This is a genomic window from Mesorhizobium sp., assembly GCF_005063415.1.
Classification (GTDB): Bacteria; Pseudomonadota; Alphaproteobacteria; order Rhizobiales; family Rhizobiaceae; genus Mesorhizobium.
The window spans coordinates 1,754-18,416 of the sequence record NZ_SUEG01000107.1; the positions used below are offsets into that span (position 1 = coordinate 1,754).

Genomic DNA, 16,663 nt, shown 5'->3' on the forward strand with positions numbered 1-16,663 from the left:
GCCTTCTGAGATGACCCCCTCTGGCTGCTGCGCAGCCATCTCCCCCTCGAGGGGGGAGATTGGCGCGGCACCCAGTTCCGCCGCAACCCTGTGCACATACCTTGCCAGGATCGGCGACAGATAGGCGTCGACCACGGTGGTGTCGCCGCGGCCGACCAGCTTGATCAGCGGCGAGACCTCGTGACTGACCGAGACCTGCGAGAATCCGAGCTTTCGACAGACTTTGGCGACCGCCTTTTCGTGCTCGGGGTGTTTCCAGGCATGCATCAAGACGATCGCGACCGCATCGATGCCGTCCGCCTTGGCCTGTTCGATGGCAGGACGCACGGCGGCGATGTCGAGCAGGCGCTCGACACTGCCGTCGGCGCGAACCCTTTCGTCGATTTCGACGACACGCTCGTAGAGCTGTTCGGGAAGGATGATCTGCTTGGCAAAGATATCGGGCCTCGCCTGATAGGCAATCCTCAGCGCATCGCGGAACCCTTTGGTGATGAGCAGCAGCACGCGGTCGCCCTTGCGCTCGAGAAGCGCATTGGTGGCGACCGTGGTGCCCATTTTGACATCGCCGATCAGAGCGGAGGGGATTGGGGCGCCGGGCTGGACGCCGAGCAGTTCGCGAATGCCCTGGATGGCAGCATCCGCATAGGCTTCGGGATTTTCCGAAAGGAGTTTCCTGGGATGCAGCCCGCCTTCCGGGTCACGGCCGATGACGTCGGTGAAGGTACCGCCGCGGTCGATCCAGAAATCCCATTTTGCGGCCATGGCAGCGCCTCCGGGCATTTTCATTTATGCATCCTGTTAATGTTCAACGCTTTGTACGGCCAAGCGCTTGATGTTACACGCGGAAATGCAACGTTACGAAACTCATCATGGCCTGATGCATTGTGTCCTCGATCGTCGCCGGTAACGGTGGCGTGATTAGAGGAGAGATATCATGAAGAAACTCATTCTTGCGTCGGTCTCGGCGCTTGCCTTGCTTGGCGTTGCGGCTTGCAGCGACAGCGGCACTGACACCACCACGACGCAGAGCACCAATCCGCCGGCATCCGACCAGACGATGAAGCCGGCTGCTCCTGACGCTAACAAACCTGCCGAGCCGGCCCCGGCGCCCGCTCCTGCGCCGGCTGCCCCGGCGCAGTAGTCGCAGTAGTCAATGTGATAACCAAGAAAGGCCGGCCTCACACGCCGGCCTTTCCGCTGCTTACGATACCCGCGCATTGTGGCCGAGTGCGACGACGCGGGTTTGCGCGCAGCGGCTTCCGTCCTCCGATTTCCATGGGTAAGCACTAGCAAACCGGCCGCCTTAGGCATTCGCCAAATCGATTGGGCCAGCCCCTCCGGCACTGTCTTGGCTTGATAGCGATGGGCGGTTGGCCCTATGAAGCCCTCATGTCGATTTGGGACCGCCTCGGCGACTTCGTCACACGCGTTTCATCTTCAGCGTCGTCAGGCGTCGCCGAAGTGGTCGAGGCCGTGCGCACGGTTTTCTCCGGCGATGCCGATCTGCGCCGGCGCGTCGCCTTCTCGGTGGCGATGATCGCCCTGTCGGCCAAGATGGCCAAGGCAGACGGCATCGTCACGCAAGACGAGGTGCGCGCCTTCCAGGAAATATTCGAGGTGCCGAAGGAACAGAGGCGCAATGTGGCGCGGCTCTACGATTTGGCCAAACGCGACATTGCCGGTTTCGAGACCTATGCCGAGCGGATGGCGCAGCTTTGCGGTTCGGGCCATTCGAATTGCCTGATGCTCGAGGACATACTCGACGGGCTGTTCCACATCGCCAAGGCCGACGGGCTGGTGCATGAGCGCGAGGGCCACTTCCTGCATCGCATCGCCGAGATCTTCCGCATCGATGAGGCGCATTACCAGAGCATCCTGGCGCGGCATGTCGATCTGGGTGCCGCCGATCCTTATGTCGTGCTCGGCATCGAGCGTGGGAAGCCGTTCGAGGAGGTCCGCAGGCGCTACCGCAAACTGGTCTCCGACAATCATCCTGACCGGCTGATCGCACGCGGCCTGCCGCAGGAATTCATCAAGATCGCGACGACCAGGCTGGCGGCGATCAACGCGGCCTATGAAATGATCGAGCGAGGCCTGCGGCACGCATGAGCGGCTTTCCGCCCGACGAGCCGAACGCCGAGGTCAGGGTATCGCCGAATTTCGGACCACGGCGCAGCACGCTTAGACCCGATATGATCGTGCTGCACTACACCGGCATGGCAACCGGCGCCGGTGCCGAGGCATGGTTGTGCGATCCGGCAAGCGAGGTCTCGTCGCACTATCTGGTCCATGAGGACGGCCGCATTGTTCAGATGGTAAGGGAAAGCGACCGCGCCTGGCATGCCGGCAAGAGCTCGTGGTTCGGACAGAGCGACGTCAACTCCTGCTCGATCGGCATCGAGATCGTCAATCCGGGGCATACGCTCGGCTATCGCAACTTTCCAGAACCGCAGATCGACGCGGTGATCGGCCTGTGCGCCGGCATCGTCGAGCGCCATTCCATTCCGGCGCAGCGGGTGCTCGCCCATTCCGACGTGGCACCGGGGCGCAAGGTCGATCCGGGCGAGAAATTCCCATGGAAAGCCTTGTTTGCCGCCGGTGTCGGCCATGTTGTGTCGGCAGCACCGATCCGGCGTGGCGCCGTGCTGAAGCCAAGCGATACCGGCGCCGAGGTCGAGGCGCTGCAGTCGATGCTGGCGCTCTATGGTTATGGCGTCGAGATCACCGGCGCTTTCGACCGGCAGACCGAAATCGTGGTCGAGGCATTTCAGCGGCATTTCCGGCAGCGCCTGGTCGATGGCATGGCTGACGGATCGACGATCCGCACGCTGGAAAGGCTGCTCGCTTCCGCAAGGATAGCCTCTCTCAAATAGTCTTTCCAAAGCTTCAAAGTTACAATCTGTTACCCAAAGTGACTTGCCTCGCCTTCTTTGGCGCCAATTCGGTCGTCAAAGGCGATCCGTACAGATTGTCGGACCTCTATCCCCCCAGATGTTCCGATGTTGATTGAGGGTATCTGCGCGAAGTTCTTTGTGCAGATCAAACAGAACAGGATCACATGCAGAAATTGACCGTTTTAACGGCAGCCATTGCTGCCGGCGTAATGACTTTTGCCTTCAGTGCAGCGAACAGCGCACCGCTGAGCCAACGGGCCGATCAGGGCTTCAGTGCCGCAGCCGGCAAAACCGCCATGCCGAAAGCAACCCGTGGTACGAAAGTAGAGCAGACCGCCACCGCAAAAGTGGAAAAAGCGGCCGCGGTAAAGACGGAAAAGCCAGCCTCCGCAAAAAAGCCAACCGCTGCGAGAAAGACAATCTCCAAACAGCATGTGAAGCGTAACCGCAAACGCATCGACCACATGGCAACGGCGTCGGTCGCTCCGAAGAGCAGGCCAGCGCCCCAGGCGGCGGTTATCGGCGCCAGCGGACAGTATTCAGCGATCATTGCGCGTTATGCCGCCAGCTATGGCGTCCCGGTGTCGCTCGCCAATGCCGTCATCAAGATCGAGAGCAACTACCAGCCGAACCAGGTCGGCAGCGCCGGCGAGATCGGCCTGATGCAGATCAAGCCGGCGACGGCAAGGATGATGGGCTATAGCGGTTCTGTGCAGGGTCTCTACGATCCCGATACCAACATCAAATACGGCATGAAGTACCTTGCCATGGCGCGGGATCTCGGCGGCGGCACGACCTGCGGCACGATCCTGAAATACAATGCCGGCCACGCCGCCACACGGATGAACCCGGTGTCCGCAGCCTATTGCGGCAAGGTCAAGGTGCAACTGGCAGCACTTGGAGCGCCCGCCTGACAAGCGATAACTTGCTTTTTCGTTTGCGTTTTCGGGCCTGAACCCCTTTATACGCCTTGCCAGCTGGCCGGGCGGCCGCACCCGCGAAGCCGAAAGGCTGCGGGTGAGGAAAGTCCGGGCTCCATGGAGACACGGTGCCGGTTAATGGCCGGCGGGGGCGACCCCAGGGAAAGTGCCACAGAAAGCAAACCGCCACGATCCAATCGTGGCAAGGGTGAAAGGGTGGGGTAAGAGCCCACCGCGCGACTGGCAACAGGAGCGGCACGGTAAACCCCACCGGGAGCAAGACCGAATAGGGGCGGTGCGAGGGGAAACCCTCGAGGGCTGTTTCCGGCTCACCGTCCGGGTAGGTTGCGTGAGGCGTATGGCAACATGCGCCCAAGATGAATGGCCGCCACGTTCTCGCCCCGCAAGGGGCGAGGGCCATACAGAACCCGGCTTACAGGCCAGCTGGCAGTTTTCCCGAACAAAAAGAAATCTCCTGATATCAGCAGGTTGCGTCTTCGGGCGCAGCCGCTGATTCAGTTTTTGACTCGGCAATCCCGCGCGGCATTCCTTGAAAATGGTGCGATTAAATCGTACCATTTGGATGGCAGTACTCAGGAGCGCGCCATGGGTCAGGTCGATAAACGCAGCATCACGCTGTCGCCCTGGCCGCGGCAGTCGACGACGTGGTCGCCGCCGGCGAATATGCCTCGGCAAGCGAGGTGATCCGCGACGCGCTGAGGCAATGGAAGGATCGGCGCGACCTGCTCGGCTACACCGTCGAGGAATTGCGCAGACTGGTGCAGGAGGGGATCGACAGCGGGCCGGGGCGGTTTGCGTCGATCGACGAAATAAAGGCCGAAGCGCGGAGACGATTGAAACCCGACAGCGCGGCATGAATTTGCTGCCCATCATCCGAACTGCACATGCAGAAGAGGATTTGATCGCGATTTGGCTTTATGTTGCGCAAGACAGCGAGGCTGCAGCGGATCGGTTGCTCGATCGGATCGTAGCCCGCTGGCAGCAAGTGGCCACTTATCCCTTCTGAGGTGCGTCGCGCGAAGACATCGCACCCGGTCTCCGTCACCTGATCATCGGCGAGTACCTCACCTTGTATCGTGTCCGCGAAGAGGCGATCGAAATCGTTCGCGTGCTGCACGGCCGGCGCAAGATCGACGCCGGCGATCTGAATTCGTGATTGCCGATTCAGCCACCGATTGCGTCTAGCGACGCCTCGATCGCCTGCCAAAGCTCTTCCACCGGCTCGCAGCCGACCGACAGGCGAACGAAGCCGGGCGGAACGTCGTCTCCCCTTTTTGATCGCCGTTCGGCCGAGGTATGTACGCCGCCGAACGATGTCGCTGCCTGCATCAACGCGCAGTTGTTGATGAAATCCTCCGCCTTGTCCTCAGAGGCGAGCACGAACGAAATGAGAAATCCGAAGCGCTCCATCTGGGCGCGGGCAAGATTGTGCGATGGGTCGCTCTCCAGTCCCGGAAAGCGCAAGCCGCTGATCGCGCGATGGTTTTTCAGCCGTCGCGCTATCATTTCGGCGGAAGCGCACATGCGGTCGAAACGCACCTCCAGCGTTTCGAGGCCGCGATGCACCAGCCATGCCTCGAACGGCCCGGGGATGGCGCCCGAGGTCTCGCGCCAGTCGGTCACCCTCAAGATGATATCCGCGTCGCGACTGGCGACATGGCCGAACAGCACATCGGAATGGCCGTTTGGCGCCTTGGTGTCGGCGGCAATGACGATATCGGCGCCGAGATCGAGCGGGCGCTGGCCGAAAGGCGTCATCGTCGTGTTGTCGACCACAAGCACCGCACCCGCCCTATGCACGGCCTCGGCGACGGCTGCGATGTCGCATATGTCCAGTCCTGGGTTGGCGGGCGTTTCGACGAACGCAAGCCGATACCCGTCAAAGCCGCCGTCGAGGAAGCTCGATGTCGGCCGGACATCATAAGCGATGCCGAAGGACTTCAAGAAACGGTCTGCCAGCGCTCGCGTCGTATGATAACCGTCGGACGGCAGCAGGATACGGTCGCCGGCCTTGAGCAGGCCGAAAAATACCGCCGAGATGGCAGCCATCCCCGAGGGAAAGGCAACGCATGGGGCGTCTTCCAAATGCGCCAGCATGTGCTCGACCGCATCCCAGGTCGGATTGCTGAAGCGGCCATATTGATCGAAGCCGGTGGCGTCACCCGGCGCGTGGAAAATGGCGGCCATGGTCAGGGGCAAGGGGATCGGGTCGCCCTTGGCAAGCCCGGCGCGACGAAGATGGGGAAGTGCCGCGGCGCGCGACTTGGCTGTTTCGGACATGATTTCAAACCTCGTTACTAACTGGAAAAGAAGATGCCGAGGCTATGCGCGGCAGCGATCCGCAGCAAGCCGCCTCCGGTTGGACCACACGGCTCTAAACGCTTCGTTAGGCTTAATAGAGGATAAAGACCGGAGTGCCGTCAAAGCTGCTCTCCCCAGTCGTGGCAGGCGCGTTTTGAAGACTGTTCCCGTTGACGCCCATAACACCCCATGATATCCCATTCCGATACTCAAGCCTTCGTTCCGTGTCAGGGTGAAGCGTACGCCAATCGGGCAGCCGCGGCGGCTGCGCGTTTGCCTGCGTTCGCCCGTCATAACGAGGTGGGTTTTGGACGGCGACCGGGCCGGGGCGGCGCGGACAGGAAGATGCAGAGGGGTGCGGCGGCGCAAGCGGCCGTAACGCGTAATGGACCGGTTTCTGTCGAACGCGGTGAACAGGATCGATGCGAAGGGACGGGTGTCCGTGCCGGCGCATTTCCGTGCCGTTGTGCAGAAACGCGGCTATTCGGAACTTTATGCGCTACGCTGCCTGGATCGCCCGGCGATGGATGTCGGTGGGCTCGACCTGCTCGATCGCTACGAGCAGCGCATCGCCAAGGAAGACCCGTTCCTGCAGACGGCGGACGACATGTCGTTCTTCTGCCATGGCGATGGAACGTTTTTGAAGCTCGACCAGGACGGCCGTATCACGATGAGCGACTTCATTCGCGAGCATACCGGCATTTCAGCGGAAGTGGCCTTCGTTGGCCGCGGCAATTTCTTTCAGATCTGGGAGCCGGGACGGCTCAGTGCCTATGGGACGGAAGCTCGCGCCCGGCTTTTGCAGCTTCGGCAGGGGACCAAGCCCGGGGAGCGGCCGGAATGATGGCGGGCGACGGCGATGAAGTTCATGCCGTTGGCGGATCAGCCCGTCACATTCCGGTCCTCCTTGCCGAAGTTCTGGAGGCGCTGGCGCCGACAAAAGGCGAGGTGATCGTCGACGGCACGTTCGGTGCCGGCGGCTACACGAAGGCCATTCTGGCAAGCGGAGCCTCGGTCGTCGCCATCGACCGCGATCCGGATGCGATCGCGGCGGGGCGGGCCCTTGAACAGCAGTCCGGCGGCAAGCTCAGGCTTGTCCAGGCACCGTTCTCGACGCTCGACGAGCAGGTTGAAAGTGCCGATGGCGTCGTGCTCGACATCGGCATCTCCTCCATGCAGATCGACCAGCCGGAGCGCGGCTTTTCGTTCCGGGCCGATGGACCGCTCGACATGCGCATGGCGCAGGCGGGCCTGAGCGCCGCCGACGTCGTCAACACCTTCAAGGTAGGCGATCTTGCCCGCATCTTCGGTTTTCTCGGCGAGGAGCGCCATGCCGGGCGCATCGCCCGCATGATCGAGAGCCGTCGCGAAAAACGCCCCTTCGAGCGTACGCTCGACCTTGCCGATGCCATCGAGACGCATATCGGCCGAGCGCCGAAAGACAAGATCCATCCGGCCACCCGCGTTTTCCAGGCGCTGCGCATCTTCGTCAATGACGAACTCGGCGAACTGGCCAAGGCACTGTTTGCCGCCGAGCGCGTGCTGAAACCGGGCGGCCGGCTTGCCGTGGTGACCTTCCATTCCCTCGAGGACCGCATCGTCAAGCGCTTCATCGCCGACAGAGCCGATTCAGCGACCGGATCGCGGCACCTGCCCGAGGCGCAGGCGCGCATCGCCACCTTCACCAAGAAGGGCGGCGGTGTGACGCCTGGCGATGCCGAGATATCGGCAAATCCGCGGGCGCGCTCGGCAAGGCTGCGCGCTGCGATCCGTACAGAGGCGCCGGCGCGTGCCGGTGATTTTTCGATTTTCGGCCTGCCAAAACTGCCTGGCCCAAAGCTTCCCGGCGCCGATCGACCGGGAGAGAGGTGAGCACGTGTTTCGTACCAGCGACATAGTCCTGATCGCCGTCATGGTTTCGGCGGCTGCCCTGACCTACAAGACCAAGCGCGAGGCCGAGGAGCAACTGGCGGCAGTGCACAAGATCCAGGCGCAGATCCGTTATGAAGAGGACACGATCGACCTGCTCAAGGCGGACTGGAGCCTGCTTACCCAGCCGTCGCGCCTGCAGAAGCTCACCGAAATCTACAAATCGCAACTCGGACTCGAGCCGGTCAACGCGCGGCAGATCGTCGGGCTGGACGATCTGCCGGCGAAACCCGTCAACATCGAGGACCTTTCATCGCAGCGGCTGGGCGGCATGGCCGATGTCGGCGGCAAGGATCCCGTGGTGACCGGAGGCATCGTCCAATGATCACCGGATTTCCAATCGCCGCCAGATTTCAAAAGGTTGGGAGGCTGCTGAAGCGCGGTTCGAAGCCCGGTGCGGGCGGATCGATCGTGGTCGAAGGCGCCCGCAAGGCGACCGGTGGCAAGGGCAGGACCCGCATCGTCATGACCATGGCGGTGTTCTTCGGCATCTATTCGACCATTGCCGGGCGGCTGGTCTATCTGGGTTTCCAGAATCCCGACCTGTCGGGCGGCCCGCAGAGCCGGGTGACGGCATCGCGACCCGACATCGTCGACCGTAACGGCGAAGTGCTGGCGACCGACATCAAGACCGCGTCGCTGTTTGCCGAACCGCGCCGCATCGTCGATGCCGACGAGGCGATCGAAAAGCTGTCGACGGTGCTTCCCGAGATCGACTACGAGCAGACATACAACAAGCTGAAGAGCGGCGCCGGCTTCGTCTGGCTGCAGCGTCAACTGACACCGAAGCAGCAGGCCGACATCATGCAGCTCGGCATCCCCGGCTTCGGCTTCCGCACCGAAAAGCGCCGGTTCTATCCGGCCGGCGAAACCTCATCCTACATTGTCGGCCTCACCAACATCGACAATCAGGGCATCTCCGGCATGGAGAAATACATCGACGAACAGGGTTTGAGCGACCTTCAGGCGTCGGGCCTGGCGGTAGCCAAGGATTTGAAGCCGGTGCAGCTCTCGATCGACCTGCGCGTCCAGCATATCCTGCGCGACGAGGTCGCCACCGGCATGGAAAAGTACCATGCGATCGCGGCGGGCGCCGTTGTGCTCAACGTCAAGACCGGCGAGGTGCTGGCGATGGCGTCGGTTCCGGATTTCGATCCGAACAACCCCTATAACGCGCAGGACAAGGACCGGCTCAACCGTATGTCCGCTGGCCTCTATGAAATGGGGTCGACCTTCAAGAGCTTCACCACCGCCATGGCGCTCGATTCCGGCAAGATAACGCTGCAAAGCCGCTTCGATGCGTCGCGCCCGATCAGGATCGGCCATCAGACCATCCATGATTTCCATGGCAAGGGCCGGGTGCTATCGGTGCCGGAAGTGTTCATCTATTCCTCCAACATTGGCTCTGCCAAGGAAGCCGAAGCGGTTGGCATCGACGGACACCGCGAATTCCTGCATCGTCTGGGAATCCTCGAGAAGATGCAGACCGAACTGCCAGAAGTCGCCCGGCCGACCGAGCCCAAGGTCTGGAAGCAGGTCAATTCGATCACTATCGCCTTCGGCCACGGTGTGTCGACGACGCCGCTGCAGACAGCGGTCGGCTGCGCCGCGCTGATGAATGGCGGCTATCTGATGGACCCGACATTCCTGCCGCGCACGCAGGAGCAGGCGATGGCGGTGGCCAAGAAAGTGGTCAGCGACAAGACCGTCGAGGGCATGCGCTATCTCTATGCACTTAATGCCGAAAAGGGATCCGGCCGCAATGCACGGGTACCAGGATACCGGGTGGGCGGCAAGACGGGAACGGCGGAGAAGGTCGTCAACGGCCGTTACTCGAAGGAAAAGAATTTCAACGCCTTCGTTGCGGCTTTCCCGATGGACGATCCGCAATACATAGTGCTTACGATCGCCGACGAACCGAAGCCGGAAAAGCCCGGCATGGGTGCTACGGCCGCCTCGAACGCGGGCATCATGGCTGCAAACATCATCCGACGTGCGGCTTCCATGCTTGGCGTGAAGCCAGATTTCAGCCATGAAAATGGTGCAACGCTGGTTTCCTATCAGTGATTCTTGGGGCGCGCCGGTAACTGCGCGCTATTTTGTTGCGATGAACGGGGTTCGATGAAGCTGAAAAATCTAGCCGGTATCCTGCCTGTCGAGGGGACAGCTTCCTTCGACATGGAGGTTACAGGGATTTCGTCGGATTCCCGCCAGGTAACACGGGGTGTCGTCTTTTTCGCGCTCACCGGCTCCAAGGCGGATGGCGCAGCCTATGCAGCCGATGCCGCGAGCCGCGGCGCTGCAGCGATCGTGGTCGGCAAGGGCAGTGCGGTCGCCGGGCTGCCAGTTCCGGTTCTTGTCGTAGACGATCCGCGCCTTGCGCTGGCGCTGAGTGCGGCCCGTTATTTCGGCAAGCAGCCACAAATCATGGTCGCGGTGACCGGCACCAGCGGCAAGACCTCCGTCGCCGCATTCACCCGGCAGATATGGGAGCAGGCGGGTTTGGTCGCCGCTTCGATCGGCACGACCGGTGTGGTGGCGCCGGGCCGCAACGAATATGGCTCGCTGACCACGCCCGATCCGGTGGCGCTGCACAGGCTGCTCAAGGAGTTGGCGGAGGCCGGCGTCACCCACGCCTCGATGGAAGCGTCCAGCCATGGCCTCGACCAGCGCCGGCTCGACGGCGTCAAGCTTGCGGCCGGCGGCTTCACCAATCTCGGCCGCGACCATATGGACTATCATCCGACGGTCGAGGACTATCATCGCGCCAAATTGCGTCTATTCGACGCGCTGCTGCCGAAGGGCGCGCCGGCCATCATCTTTGCCGACGACCCGTGGTCGGAGCCGACGATCAAGGCGGCGCGGGCAGCGGGACTGAACGTGCTGACGGTCGGCCGCCACGGCGATTTCCTGCGGCTGAAGCGGGTCGAGCACGAGCGCCACCGGCAACGCGCCGAGGTCGAAGTTGACGGCGTTCTCCATGAAGTCGACTTGCCGCTGGCCGGCGACTTCCAGATCGCCAATGCGCTGGTGTCGGCGGGCCTCGCCATTTCGACTGGAACATCTGTTGACAAGGCGTTGATGGCGCTGGAGAAATTGAAGGGTGCACCGGGGCGGCTCGACCTCGTTGGGACGGCCGCCGATGGCGCGCCGGTCTATGTCGACTACGCGCACAAGCCGGATGCGCTGGAAAACGTGCTGGCTTCGGTGCGCCCCTTTACCACCGGCCGCGTCATCGTCGTATTCGGTTGCGGCGGCGACCGGGACCGAGGCAAGCGGCCGATCATGGGCGAGATCGCCACAAGACTGGCCGACGTCGTCATCGTCACCGACGACAATCCCCGCTCGGAAGTCCCCGAGACGATCCGCGCCGCGATCCTGGAGGCCGCACCTGGCGCCATCGAGATCGGCGACCGGCGCAAGGCCATCCACGAGGCGGTCGGGATGCTTCACGCTGGCGACACGCTGATCGTGGCCGGCAAGGGCCATGAGGAAGGCCAGACCATCGGCACCGAGACCCTGCATTTTTCCGATCATGAGGAAGTTCGCGCGGCGCTCAGGGAGCAAGCAGCGTGAGCTATCTGTGGACCTCCGAGGCGCTGGTTGCCGCCATGGATGGCCGGCCGCTCGGTCCGATGCCTGAAGGCATCGCCGGCATTTCCATCGACAGCCGCAGCCTGCAGCCGGGAGACGCTTTCTTCGCCATTAAGGGCGAGGCCATGGACGGCCATGATTTCGTCACCGCCGCCATCAAGGCGGGCGCCGGCGTGCTGGTCGTCGCCGAGGGCAAGCTGCCGTCGCTGGGGCGGCTGACGGCACCGATGATCGTCGTGGAGGACGTGCTCGTCGCGCTGGAAAAGCTCGGCGTTGCGGCGCGAGCACGCTCAAAGGCGAGGGTGATTGCCGTGACCGGGTCGGCGGGCAAAACCACCACCAAGGAAGCGCTGCGCCACGCTCTGTCCGCGGTCGGTACGGTGCATGCATCGGCCCAGTCGTTCAACAATCACTGGGGTGTGCCGCTGACGCTGGCGCGCATGCCGCAGGATTGCGACTATGCCGTCTTCGAGATCGGCATGAACCATCCGGACGAGATCCGGCCTCTGGTCAAGATGGTCCGGCCGCATGTCGCCATCGTTACGCTGATCGCGGCCGCTCACCTCGGCTTCTTCCGCAACCTGGACGAGATCGCCAAGGCCAAGGCAGAGGTTTTCGAGGGACTGGAGCCCAGTGGCGCCGCCCTTCTCAACCGCGACGATGCGCGCTGGAAGCTGCTGGAGAAGATGGCCAAAGAGGCCGGCGTCGAGCATGTCTACGGGTTCGGCGAGAATGCCCGGGCGACCTTCAAACTGATCAAATGCGAGCTCAATGCCGATCACTCGGTCATCACCGCCAAGATTGGCGGGCATGAGATTGTCGCCAGGATCGGCGCGCCGGGCCGCCATATGGTGCAAAATGTGCTGGCCGTACTGGGTGCCGCGCATCTGGTCGGCGCCGACGTCACCAGGGTTGCGCAGGCGCTGGCCGATCTTTCGCCCGAACGCGGACGCGGCAAGCGCTATGTGTTGCGCCACCCCAAGGGGCCGATCACGCTGATCGACGAGAGCTACAACGCCAATCCGGCGTCGATGAGCGCTGCGATGGCACTGCTCAACACGACACCGGTGTCGGGCGAAGGCAGGCGCATTGCCGTGCTCGGCGATATGCTCGAGCTCGGCAGCCATTCGGCGAAATTGCATGCCGCCCTTGCCGACCTGATCGTCGGCACCGACACGCGCACGGTCTTTCTCGGCGGCCCGGAAATGCGGGCGCTGGCCGACGTGCTGCCCGGCGAGATCAAGACGGAGTACCGCGCCGGCGCGGAAGATCTGAAACCGGTTCTTCTATCGGAATTGAAGCCCGGCGACGTGGTCATGATCAAATCGTCGAAGGGCATAGGCTTTTCAAAGCTGGTCGAGGCGTTGCTCGGCAAGTTTCCGGCGGAAGCCACAACCAGCAGACAGACCTAGGATCGGTCCGGGGGACGCAAGCGCATGCTAACACTGCTAGTCGAATTTGCGGACAAGATCTCGGTCTTCAACGTCTTCCGCTACATCACATTCCGCACCGGCGGAGCGCTGATCACAGCGGCGCTGATCGTGTTCATCTTCGGACCGACCATCATCAATTCGCTGAGGCTGCGGCAAGGCAAGGGCCAGCCGATCCGCGCCGACGGGCCGCAGACGCATTTCAAGAAGGCGGGAACGCCGACCATGGGCGGACTGATGATCCTGTCGGGCATCGTCGGTTCCTCGCTGCTGTGGGCGAACCTGTCGAGCATCTACGTCTGGGTGGTGCTGCTGGTGACGCTGGGGTTCGGCTCGATCGGCTTTTACGACGACTACCTCAAGGTGACGAAGCAATCGCATCTCGGCTTTTCCGGCAAAGCGCGGCTGGGGCTCGAATTCGTCATCGCAGGCATCGCCGCCTGGGTGATCATGCATAACGGCCAGGCGCCGTTCTCGTCATCGTTGACATTCCCTTTCGCCAAGGAGTTTCTCGTCAATCTCGGCTGGTTCTTCATCCCGTTCTCGTGCTTCGTCATCGTCGGCGCCGGCAATGCGGTGAACCTGACCGACGGCCTCGACGGCCTGGCGATCGTGCCGATCATGATCGCCGCCGCATCCTTCGGCGTCATCGCCTATCTCTCCGGCAACGCGGTGTTTGCCGAATATCTGCAGATCCATTTCGTGCCCGGCACCGGTGAACTTGCGGTGGTCCTTGGAGCGGTGATCGGCGCCGGGCTTGGCTTCCTCTGGTTCAATGCGCCGCCGGCGGCGATCTTCATGGGCGACACCGGCTCGCTGGCGCTGGGTGGGCTGATCGGCACGGTCGCGGTGGCGACCAAGCACGAGATCGTGCTGGTCATTGTCGGCGGCCTGTTCGTCGTCGAGATATTCTCGGTCATCATCCAGGTCGGCTACTTCAAGATGACCGGCAAGCGCGTCTTCCTGATGGCGCCGATCCACCATCATTTCGAAAAGCTCGGCTGGACCGAAAGCCAGGTGGTGATCCGCTTCTGGATCATCGCCGTCATCCTGGCGCTGGTCGGCCTGTCGACCCTGAAGCTGAGATAGGAGGCCGCTTGATCCCCGCCGCATCCTTTTCAGGCAAGCGCGTTTCGCTCTTCGGGCTCGGCGGCTCGGGGATCGCCACGGCGAGCGCGCTGATCGAGGGCGGCGCGGATGTGCTGGCCTGGGACGACAATCCCGACAGCGTCGCCAAGGCCGGCGCGGTCGGCATCGCGACAGGAGACCTGCGCGGCGCGGACTGGGCGAGGTTTTCTGCCTTCGTGCTGTCGCCCGGCGTGCCGCTGACGCATCCCAAGCCGCACTGGACCGTCGAGCTCGCGCGGGGCTCAGGCGTCGAGATCATCGGCGACATCGAGCTTTTCTGCCGCGAGCGGACGGTGCGGGCGCCGGCAGCACCCTTCATTGCCATCACCGGCACCAATGGCAAGTCGACGACGACGGCATTGACGGCGCACATCCTCAAATCGGCTGGGCGCGACACGCAGATGGGCGGCAATATCGGCCGCGCGGTGATGACGCTCGATCCGCCGCAGCCTGAGCGGCACTATGTGGTTGAGTGCTCTTCCTACCAGATCGATCTTGCCCCCTCGATCAATCCGACGGCCGGCGTCCTGCTCAACCTGACGCCGGACCATCTCGATCGCCACGGCACGATGCAACACTACGCCTCGATCAAGGAGCGGCTGGTGGCCGGCAGCGAGACGGCAATCATCGGTGTCGACGATTCCTGGTGCGCCCAGATCGCCGATCGGCTGGAGCGAGCGGGCCGTCAGGTCATTCGGATCTCCAAGCGCCTGCCGCTGACCGACGGTTATTTCGCCGACGGCACGAATTTAATGGAAGCCGTGCACGGCCGCTACAGCCGGGTCGCCTTCCTCGAAGGCATCGGCTCGCTGCGCGGCCAGCACAATGCGCAGAATGCGCTGGCCGCCGCCGCCGCCTGCCTCAAGGTCGGGCTCGAGCTCGGCGAAATCCAATCCGGACTGGAGAGTTTCCCGGGACTGACGCACCGCATGGAGCAGGTCGGCCGCAAGGGCCATGTGCTGTTCGTCAACGATTCCAAGGCGACCAATGCCGATGCCGCGGCACCGGCGCTGTCGAGCTTTGCGCGTATCTACTGGATTGCCGGCGGCCTGCCGAAGGAGGGCGGCATCGAGCCGTTGCGCGGCTTCTTCCCGCGCATCGCCAAGGCCTATCTGATCGGCGAAGCTGCACCCGCTTTTTCCGCGACGCTGGGCGAGGCGGTGCCTTACGAGATCTCAGGCACGTTGGCCGCGGCAGTCGAACACGCCGCCCGTGATGCGGCCAGGGACAATAGCGGCGAGGCAGTGGTGCTGCTGTCGCCGGCCTGCGCCAGTTTCGACCAGTTCAAGAATTTCGAAGTGCGCGGCGAGGCGTTCAGGCAAGCCGCAACCGCCATTGATGGCGTGAAGCCCATCGGAGGGACACGATAATGCAAAGCCGTCTCGACAAAAGCCCTGTGGCGACCTGGTGGTGGACGATCGATCGCTGGTTCCTGGCGGCGTTCCTGTCGCTGATGGGGCTCGGCATCGTTTTGTCCTTCGCCGCAAGCCCGGCAGTGGCTGAGCGCATCGGGCTCGACAGTTTCCACTTCGCCACACGCCAGATCATCTTCACCATTCCGGCACTTGGAGTGATGCTTGCCGTCTCGTTCCTTGAATCCAGGCAGATCCGGCGCATGGCGCTGCTCATGCTGTGCATCACGCTGTTTCTGATGGTCGCGGTGCTCTATATCGGCGTCGAGGTGAAGGGCGCGCGGCGCTGGGTGTCGCTTGCAGGCCTGTCGATCCAGCCGTCCGAGTTCCTGAAACCGGCCTTCGTCATCATCTGCGCCTGGCTGTTCGCCGAGCACAAGCGCCAGCCCGACATTCCGGGCAATCTGTTCGCCATGTTGCTGCTTGCGCTGGTCATCTCGCTGCTGGTGGCGCAGCCTGACCTGGGGCAGACCATGCTGGTGCTCGGCACCTGGGGGGTGATGTTCTTCATGGCCGGGTTGCCGTGGCTGTGGATCGTCGCGCTGGGTGCTGCAGGCGTCGGCGGCGTGTTCGCCGCCTATGCGGTGTTCCCGCACGTTGCCGGCCGTATCGACCGCTTCATGACCGGCGAGGGCGACACGTTCCAGGTCGACATGGGCCGCGAGGCGCTGATCAATGGCGGCTGGTTCGGCGTCGGGCCGGGCGAGGGCACCGTCAAGCGGGTCATCCCCGACAGCCATGCTGACTTCGTCTTCTCCGTCGCCGGCGAGGAATTCGGGCTGATCATGTGTTTCTTCATCATGTCCATCTTCGGCTTCATCGTGCTGCGCGGTCTCAACACGGCACTCAGGGAGCAGGACGATTTCACCCGCTACGCGGTTGGCGGCCTGGTCACGGTCTTCGGCCTGCAGTCGGTCATCAACATGGCCGTCAATCTGCAGCTGATGCCAGCCAAGGGCATGACGCTGCCGTTCATCTCCTACGGCGGCTCTTCGCAGATCGCGATCGCCATCTCGATGGGCATGGTGCTGGCG

The 16,663-nt window shown here is 62.9% G+C and carries 17 protein-coding genes, 1 other RNA gene and 1 pseudogene; 17 read left to right on the forward strand and 2 right to left on the reverse strand.

The genetic code is table 11. From position 1 onward, the window contains the following. On the reverse strand, nt 1–762 hold a 762-nt coding region (locus E5W70_RS23225), incomplete at its 3' end, for a hydantoinase/oxoprolinase family protein (RefSeq protein ID WP_292662874.1). 172 nt (nt 763–934) lie between these two features. Between E5W70_RS23225 and E5W70_RS23230 the strand changes: the two genes are divergently transcribed. The 8 genes and pseudogenes from E5W70_RS23230 to E5W70_RS33170 all read left to right on the forward strand — a co-directional run bounded on the left by E5W70_RS23230 (nt 935) and on the right by E5W70_RS33170 (nt 4,991). Next, a complete protein-coding gene (locus E5W70_RS23230; protein ID WP_254819002.1) occupies nt 935–1,141 on the forward strand; it encodes a hypothetical protein in 207 nt (68 codons plus the stop codon). A gap of 248 nt (nt 1,142–1,389) precedes the next feature. Then, nucleotides 1,390–2,109: a DnaJ family molecular chaperone gene (locus E5W70_RS23235; protein ID WP_292662849.1), complete on the forward strand. Its 720-nt coding sequence runs from the start codon at nt 1,390–1,392 to the stop codon at nt 2,107–2,109. Then, complete coding sequence (locus E5W70_RS23240) at nt 2,106–2,873, forward strand: N-acetylmuramoyl-L-alanine amidase (RefSeq protein ID WP_292662851.1); 768 nt, start codon at nt 2,106–2,108, stop codon at nt 2,871–2,873. Before E5W70_RS23235 ends, E5W70_RS23240 begins: the two co-directional genes overlap by 4 nt. A gap of 185 nt (nt 2,874–3,058) precedes the next feature. Further along, nucleotides 3,059–3,808 carry a transglycosylase SLT domain-containing protein gene (locus E5W70_RS23245; RefSeq protein WP_292662853.1) on the forward strand — a complete coding sequence of 250 codons (750 nt, stop codon included), beginning with the start codon at nt 3,059–3,061 and terminating at the stop codon, nt 3,806–3,808. A gap of 59 nt (nt 3,809–3,867) precedes the next feature. Beyond that, an RNA gene (rnpB, locus tag E5W70_RS23250) (RNase P RNA component class A) lies at nt 3,868–4,266 on the forward strand. A gap of 154 nt (nt 4,267–4,420) precedes the next feature. Beyond that, a pseudogene (locus E5W70_RS23255) lies at nt 4,421–4,692 on the forward strand (type II toxin-antitoxin system ParD family antitoxin). After that, entirely contained in the window at nt 4,689–4,841 is a 153-nt protein-coding gene (locus E5W70_RS33165) for a type II toxin-antitoxin system RelE/ParE family toxin (protein ID WP_366509729.1), read from the forward strand. Before E5W70_RS23255 ends, E5W70_RS33165 begins: the two are co-directional and overlap by 4 nt. Nucleotides 4,842–4,859: 18 nt before the next feature. Next, nucleotides 4,860–4,991, forward strand: coding sequence for a type II toxin-antitoxin system RelE/ParE family toxin (locus E5W70_RS33170; protein WP_366509730.1), 132 nt, complete (start codon nt 4,860–4,862; stop codon nt 4,989–4,991). 8 nt (nt 4,992–4,999) lie between these two features. On the opposite strand, the gene E5W70_RS23265 is transcribed toward E5W70_RS33170, so the two are convergent. Next, nucleotides 5,000–6,115: a cystathionine gamma-lyase gene (locus tag E5W70_RS23265; RefSeq protein ID WP_292662855.1), complete on the reverse strand. Its 1,116-nt coding sequence runs from the start codon at nt 6,113–6,115 to the stop codon at nt 5,000–5,002. 406 nt (nt 6,116–6,521) lie between these two features. On the opposite strand from E5W70_RS23265, the gene mraZ reads away from it, so the two are divergent. The 9 genes from mraZ to ftsW form a co-directional block, all read left to right on the forward strand. Next, nucleotides 6,522–6,980 (forward strand): division/cell wall cluster transcriptional repressor MraZ, encoded by a 459-nt coding sequence (mraZ, locus tag E5W70_RS23270; protein WP_292662857.1) that lies wholly within the window; start codon nt 6,522–6,524, stop codon nt 6,978–6,980. Next, nucleotides 6,977–8,008 carry a 16S rRNA (cytosine(1402)-N(4))-methyltransferase RsmH gene (gene rsmH, locus E5W70_RS23275; RefSeq protein WP_292662859.1) on the forward strand — a complete coding sequence of 344 codons (1,032 nt, stop codon included), beginning with the start codon at nt 6,977–6,979 and terminating at the stop codon, nt 8,006–8,008. Before mraZ ends, rsmH begins: the two co-directional genes overlap by 4 nt. 4 nt (nt 8,009–8,012) lie before the next feature. Beyond that, nucleotides 8,013–8,390, forward strand: coding sequence for a hypothetical protein (locus tag E5W70_RS23280; protein ID WP_292662860.1), 378 nt, complete (start codon nt 8,013–8,015; stop codon nt 8,388–8,390). Continuing rightward, on the forward strand, nt 8,387–10,132 hold the full coding sequence (locus E5W70_RS23285; protein ID WP_292662862.1) for a penicillin-binding protein 2: 1,746 nt from the start codon (nt 8,387–8,389) through the stop codon (nt 10,130–10,132). The genes E5W70_RS23280 and E5W70_RS23285 overlap by 4 nt, the downstream gene beginning before the upstream one ends. 54 nt (nt 10,133–10,186) lie before the next feature. Further along, the gene (locus E5W70_RS23290; protein ID WP_292662864.1) at nt 10,187–11,641 is read left to right on the forward strand and encodes a UDP-N-acetylmuramoyl-L-alanyl-D-glutamate--2,6-diaminopimelate ligase; all 1,455 of its coding nucleotides are present in this window, start codon (nt 10,187–10,189) and stop codon (nt 11,639–11,641) included. Continuing rightward, a complete protein-coding gene (locus E5W70_RS23295; RefSeq protein ID WP_292662866.1) occupies nt 11,638–13,071 on the forward strand; it encodes a UDP-N-acetylmuramoylalanyl-D-glutamyl-2,6-diaminopimelate--D-alanyl-D-alanine ligase in 1,434 nt (477 codons plus the stop codon). The genes E5W70_RS23290 and E5W70_RS23295 overlap by 4 nt, the downstream gene beginning before the upstream one ends. Before the next feature lie 24 nt (nt 13,072–13,095). Then, nucleotides 13,096–14,178, forward strand: a complete 1,083-nt coding sequence (gene mraY, locus E5W70_RS23300; protein ID WP_023676767.1) for a phospho-N-acetylmuramoyl-pentapeptide-transferase — start codon at nt 13,096–13,098, stop codon at nt 14,176–14,178. A gap of 8 nt (nt 14,179–14,186) precedes the next feature. Continuing rightward, nucleotides 14,187–15,587: a UDP-N-acetylmuramoyl-L-alanine--D-glutamate ligase gene (murD, locus tag E5W70_RS23305; protein ID WP_292662868.1), complete on the forward strand. Its 1,401-nt coding sequence runs from the start codon at nt 14,187–14,189 to the stop codon at nt 15,585–15,587. Next, on the forward strand, nt 15,587–16,663 hold a 1,077-nt coding region (gene ftsW, locus E5W70_RS23310; RefSeq protein ID WP_292662870.1), incomplete at its 3' end, for a putative lipid II flippase FtsW. The genes murD and ftsW, both read left to right, overlap by 1 nt.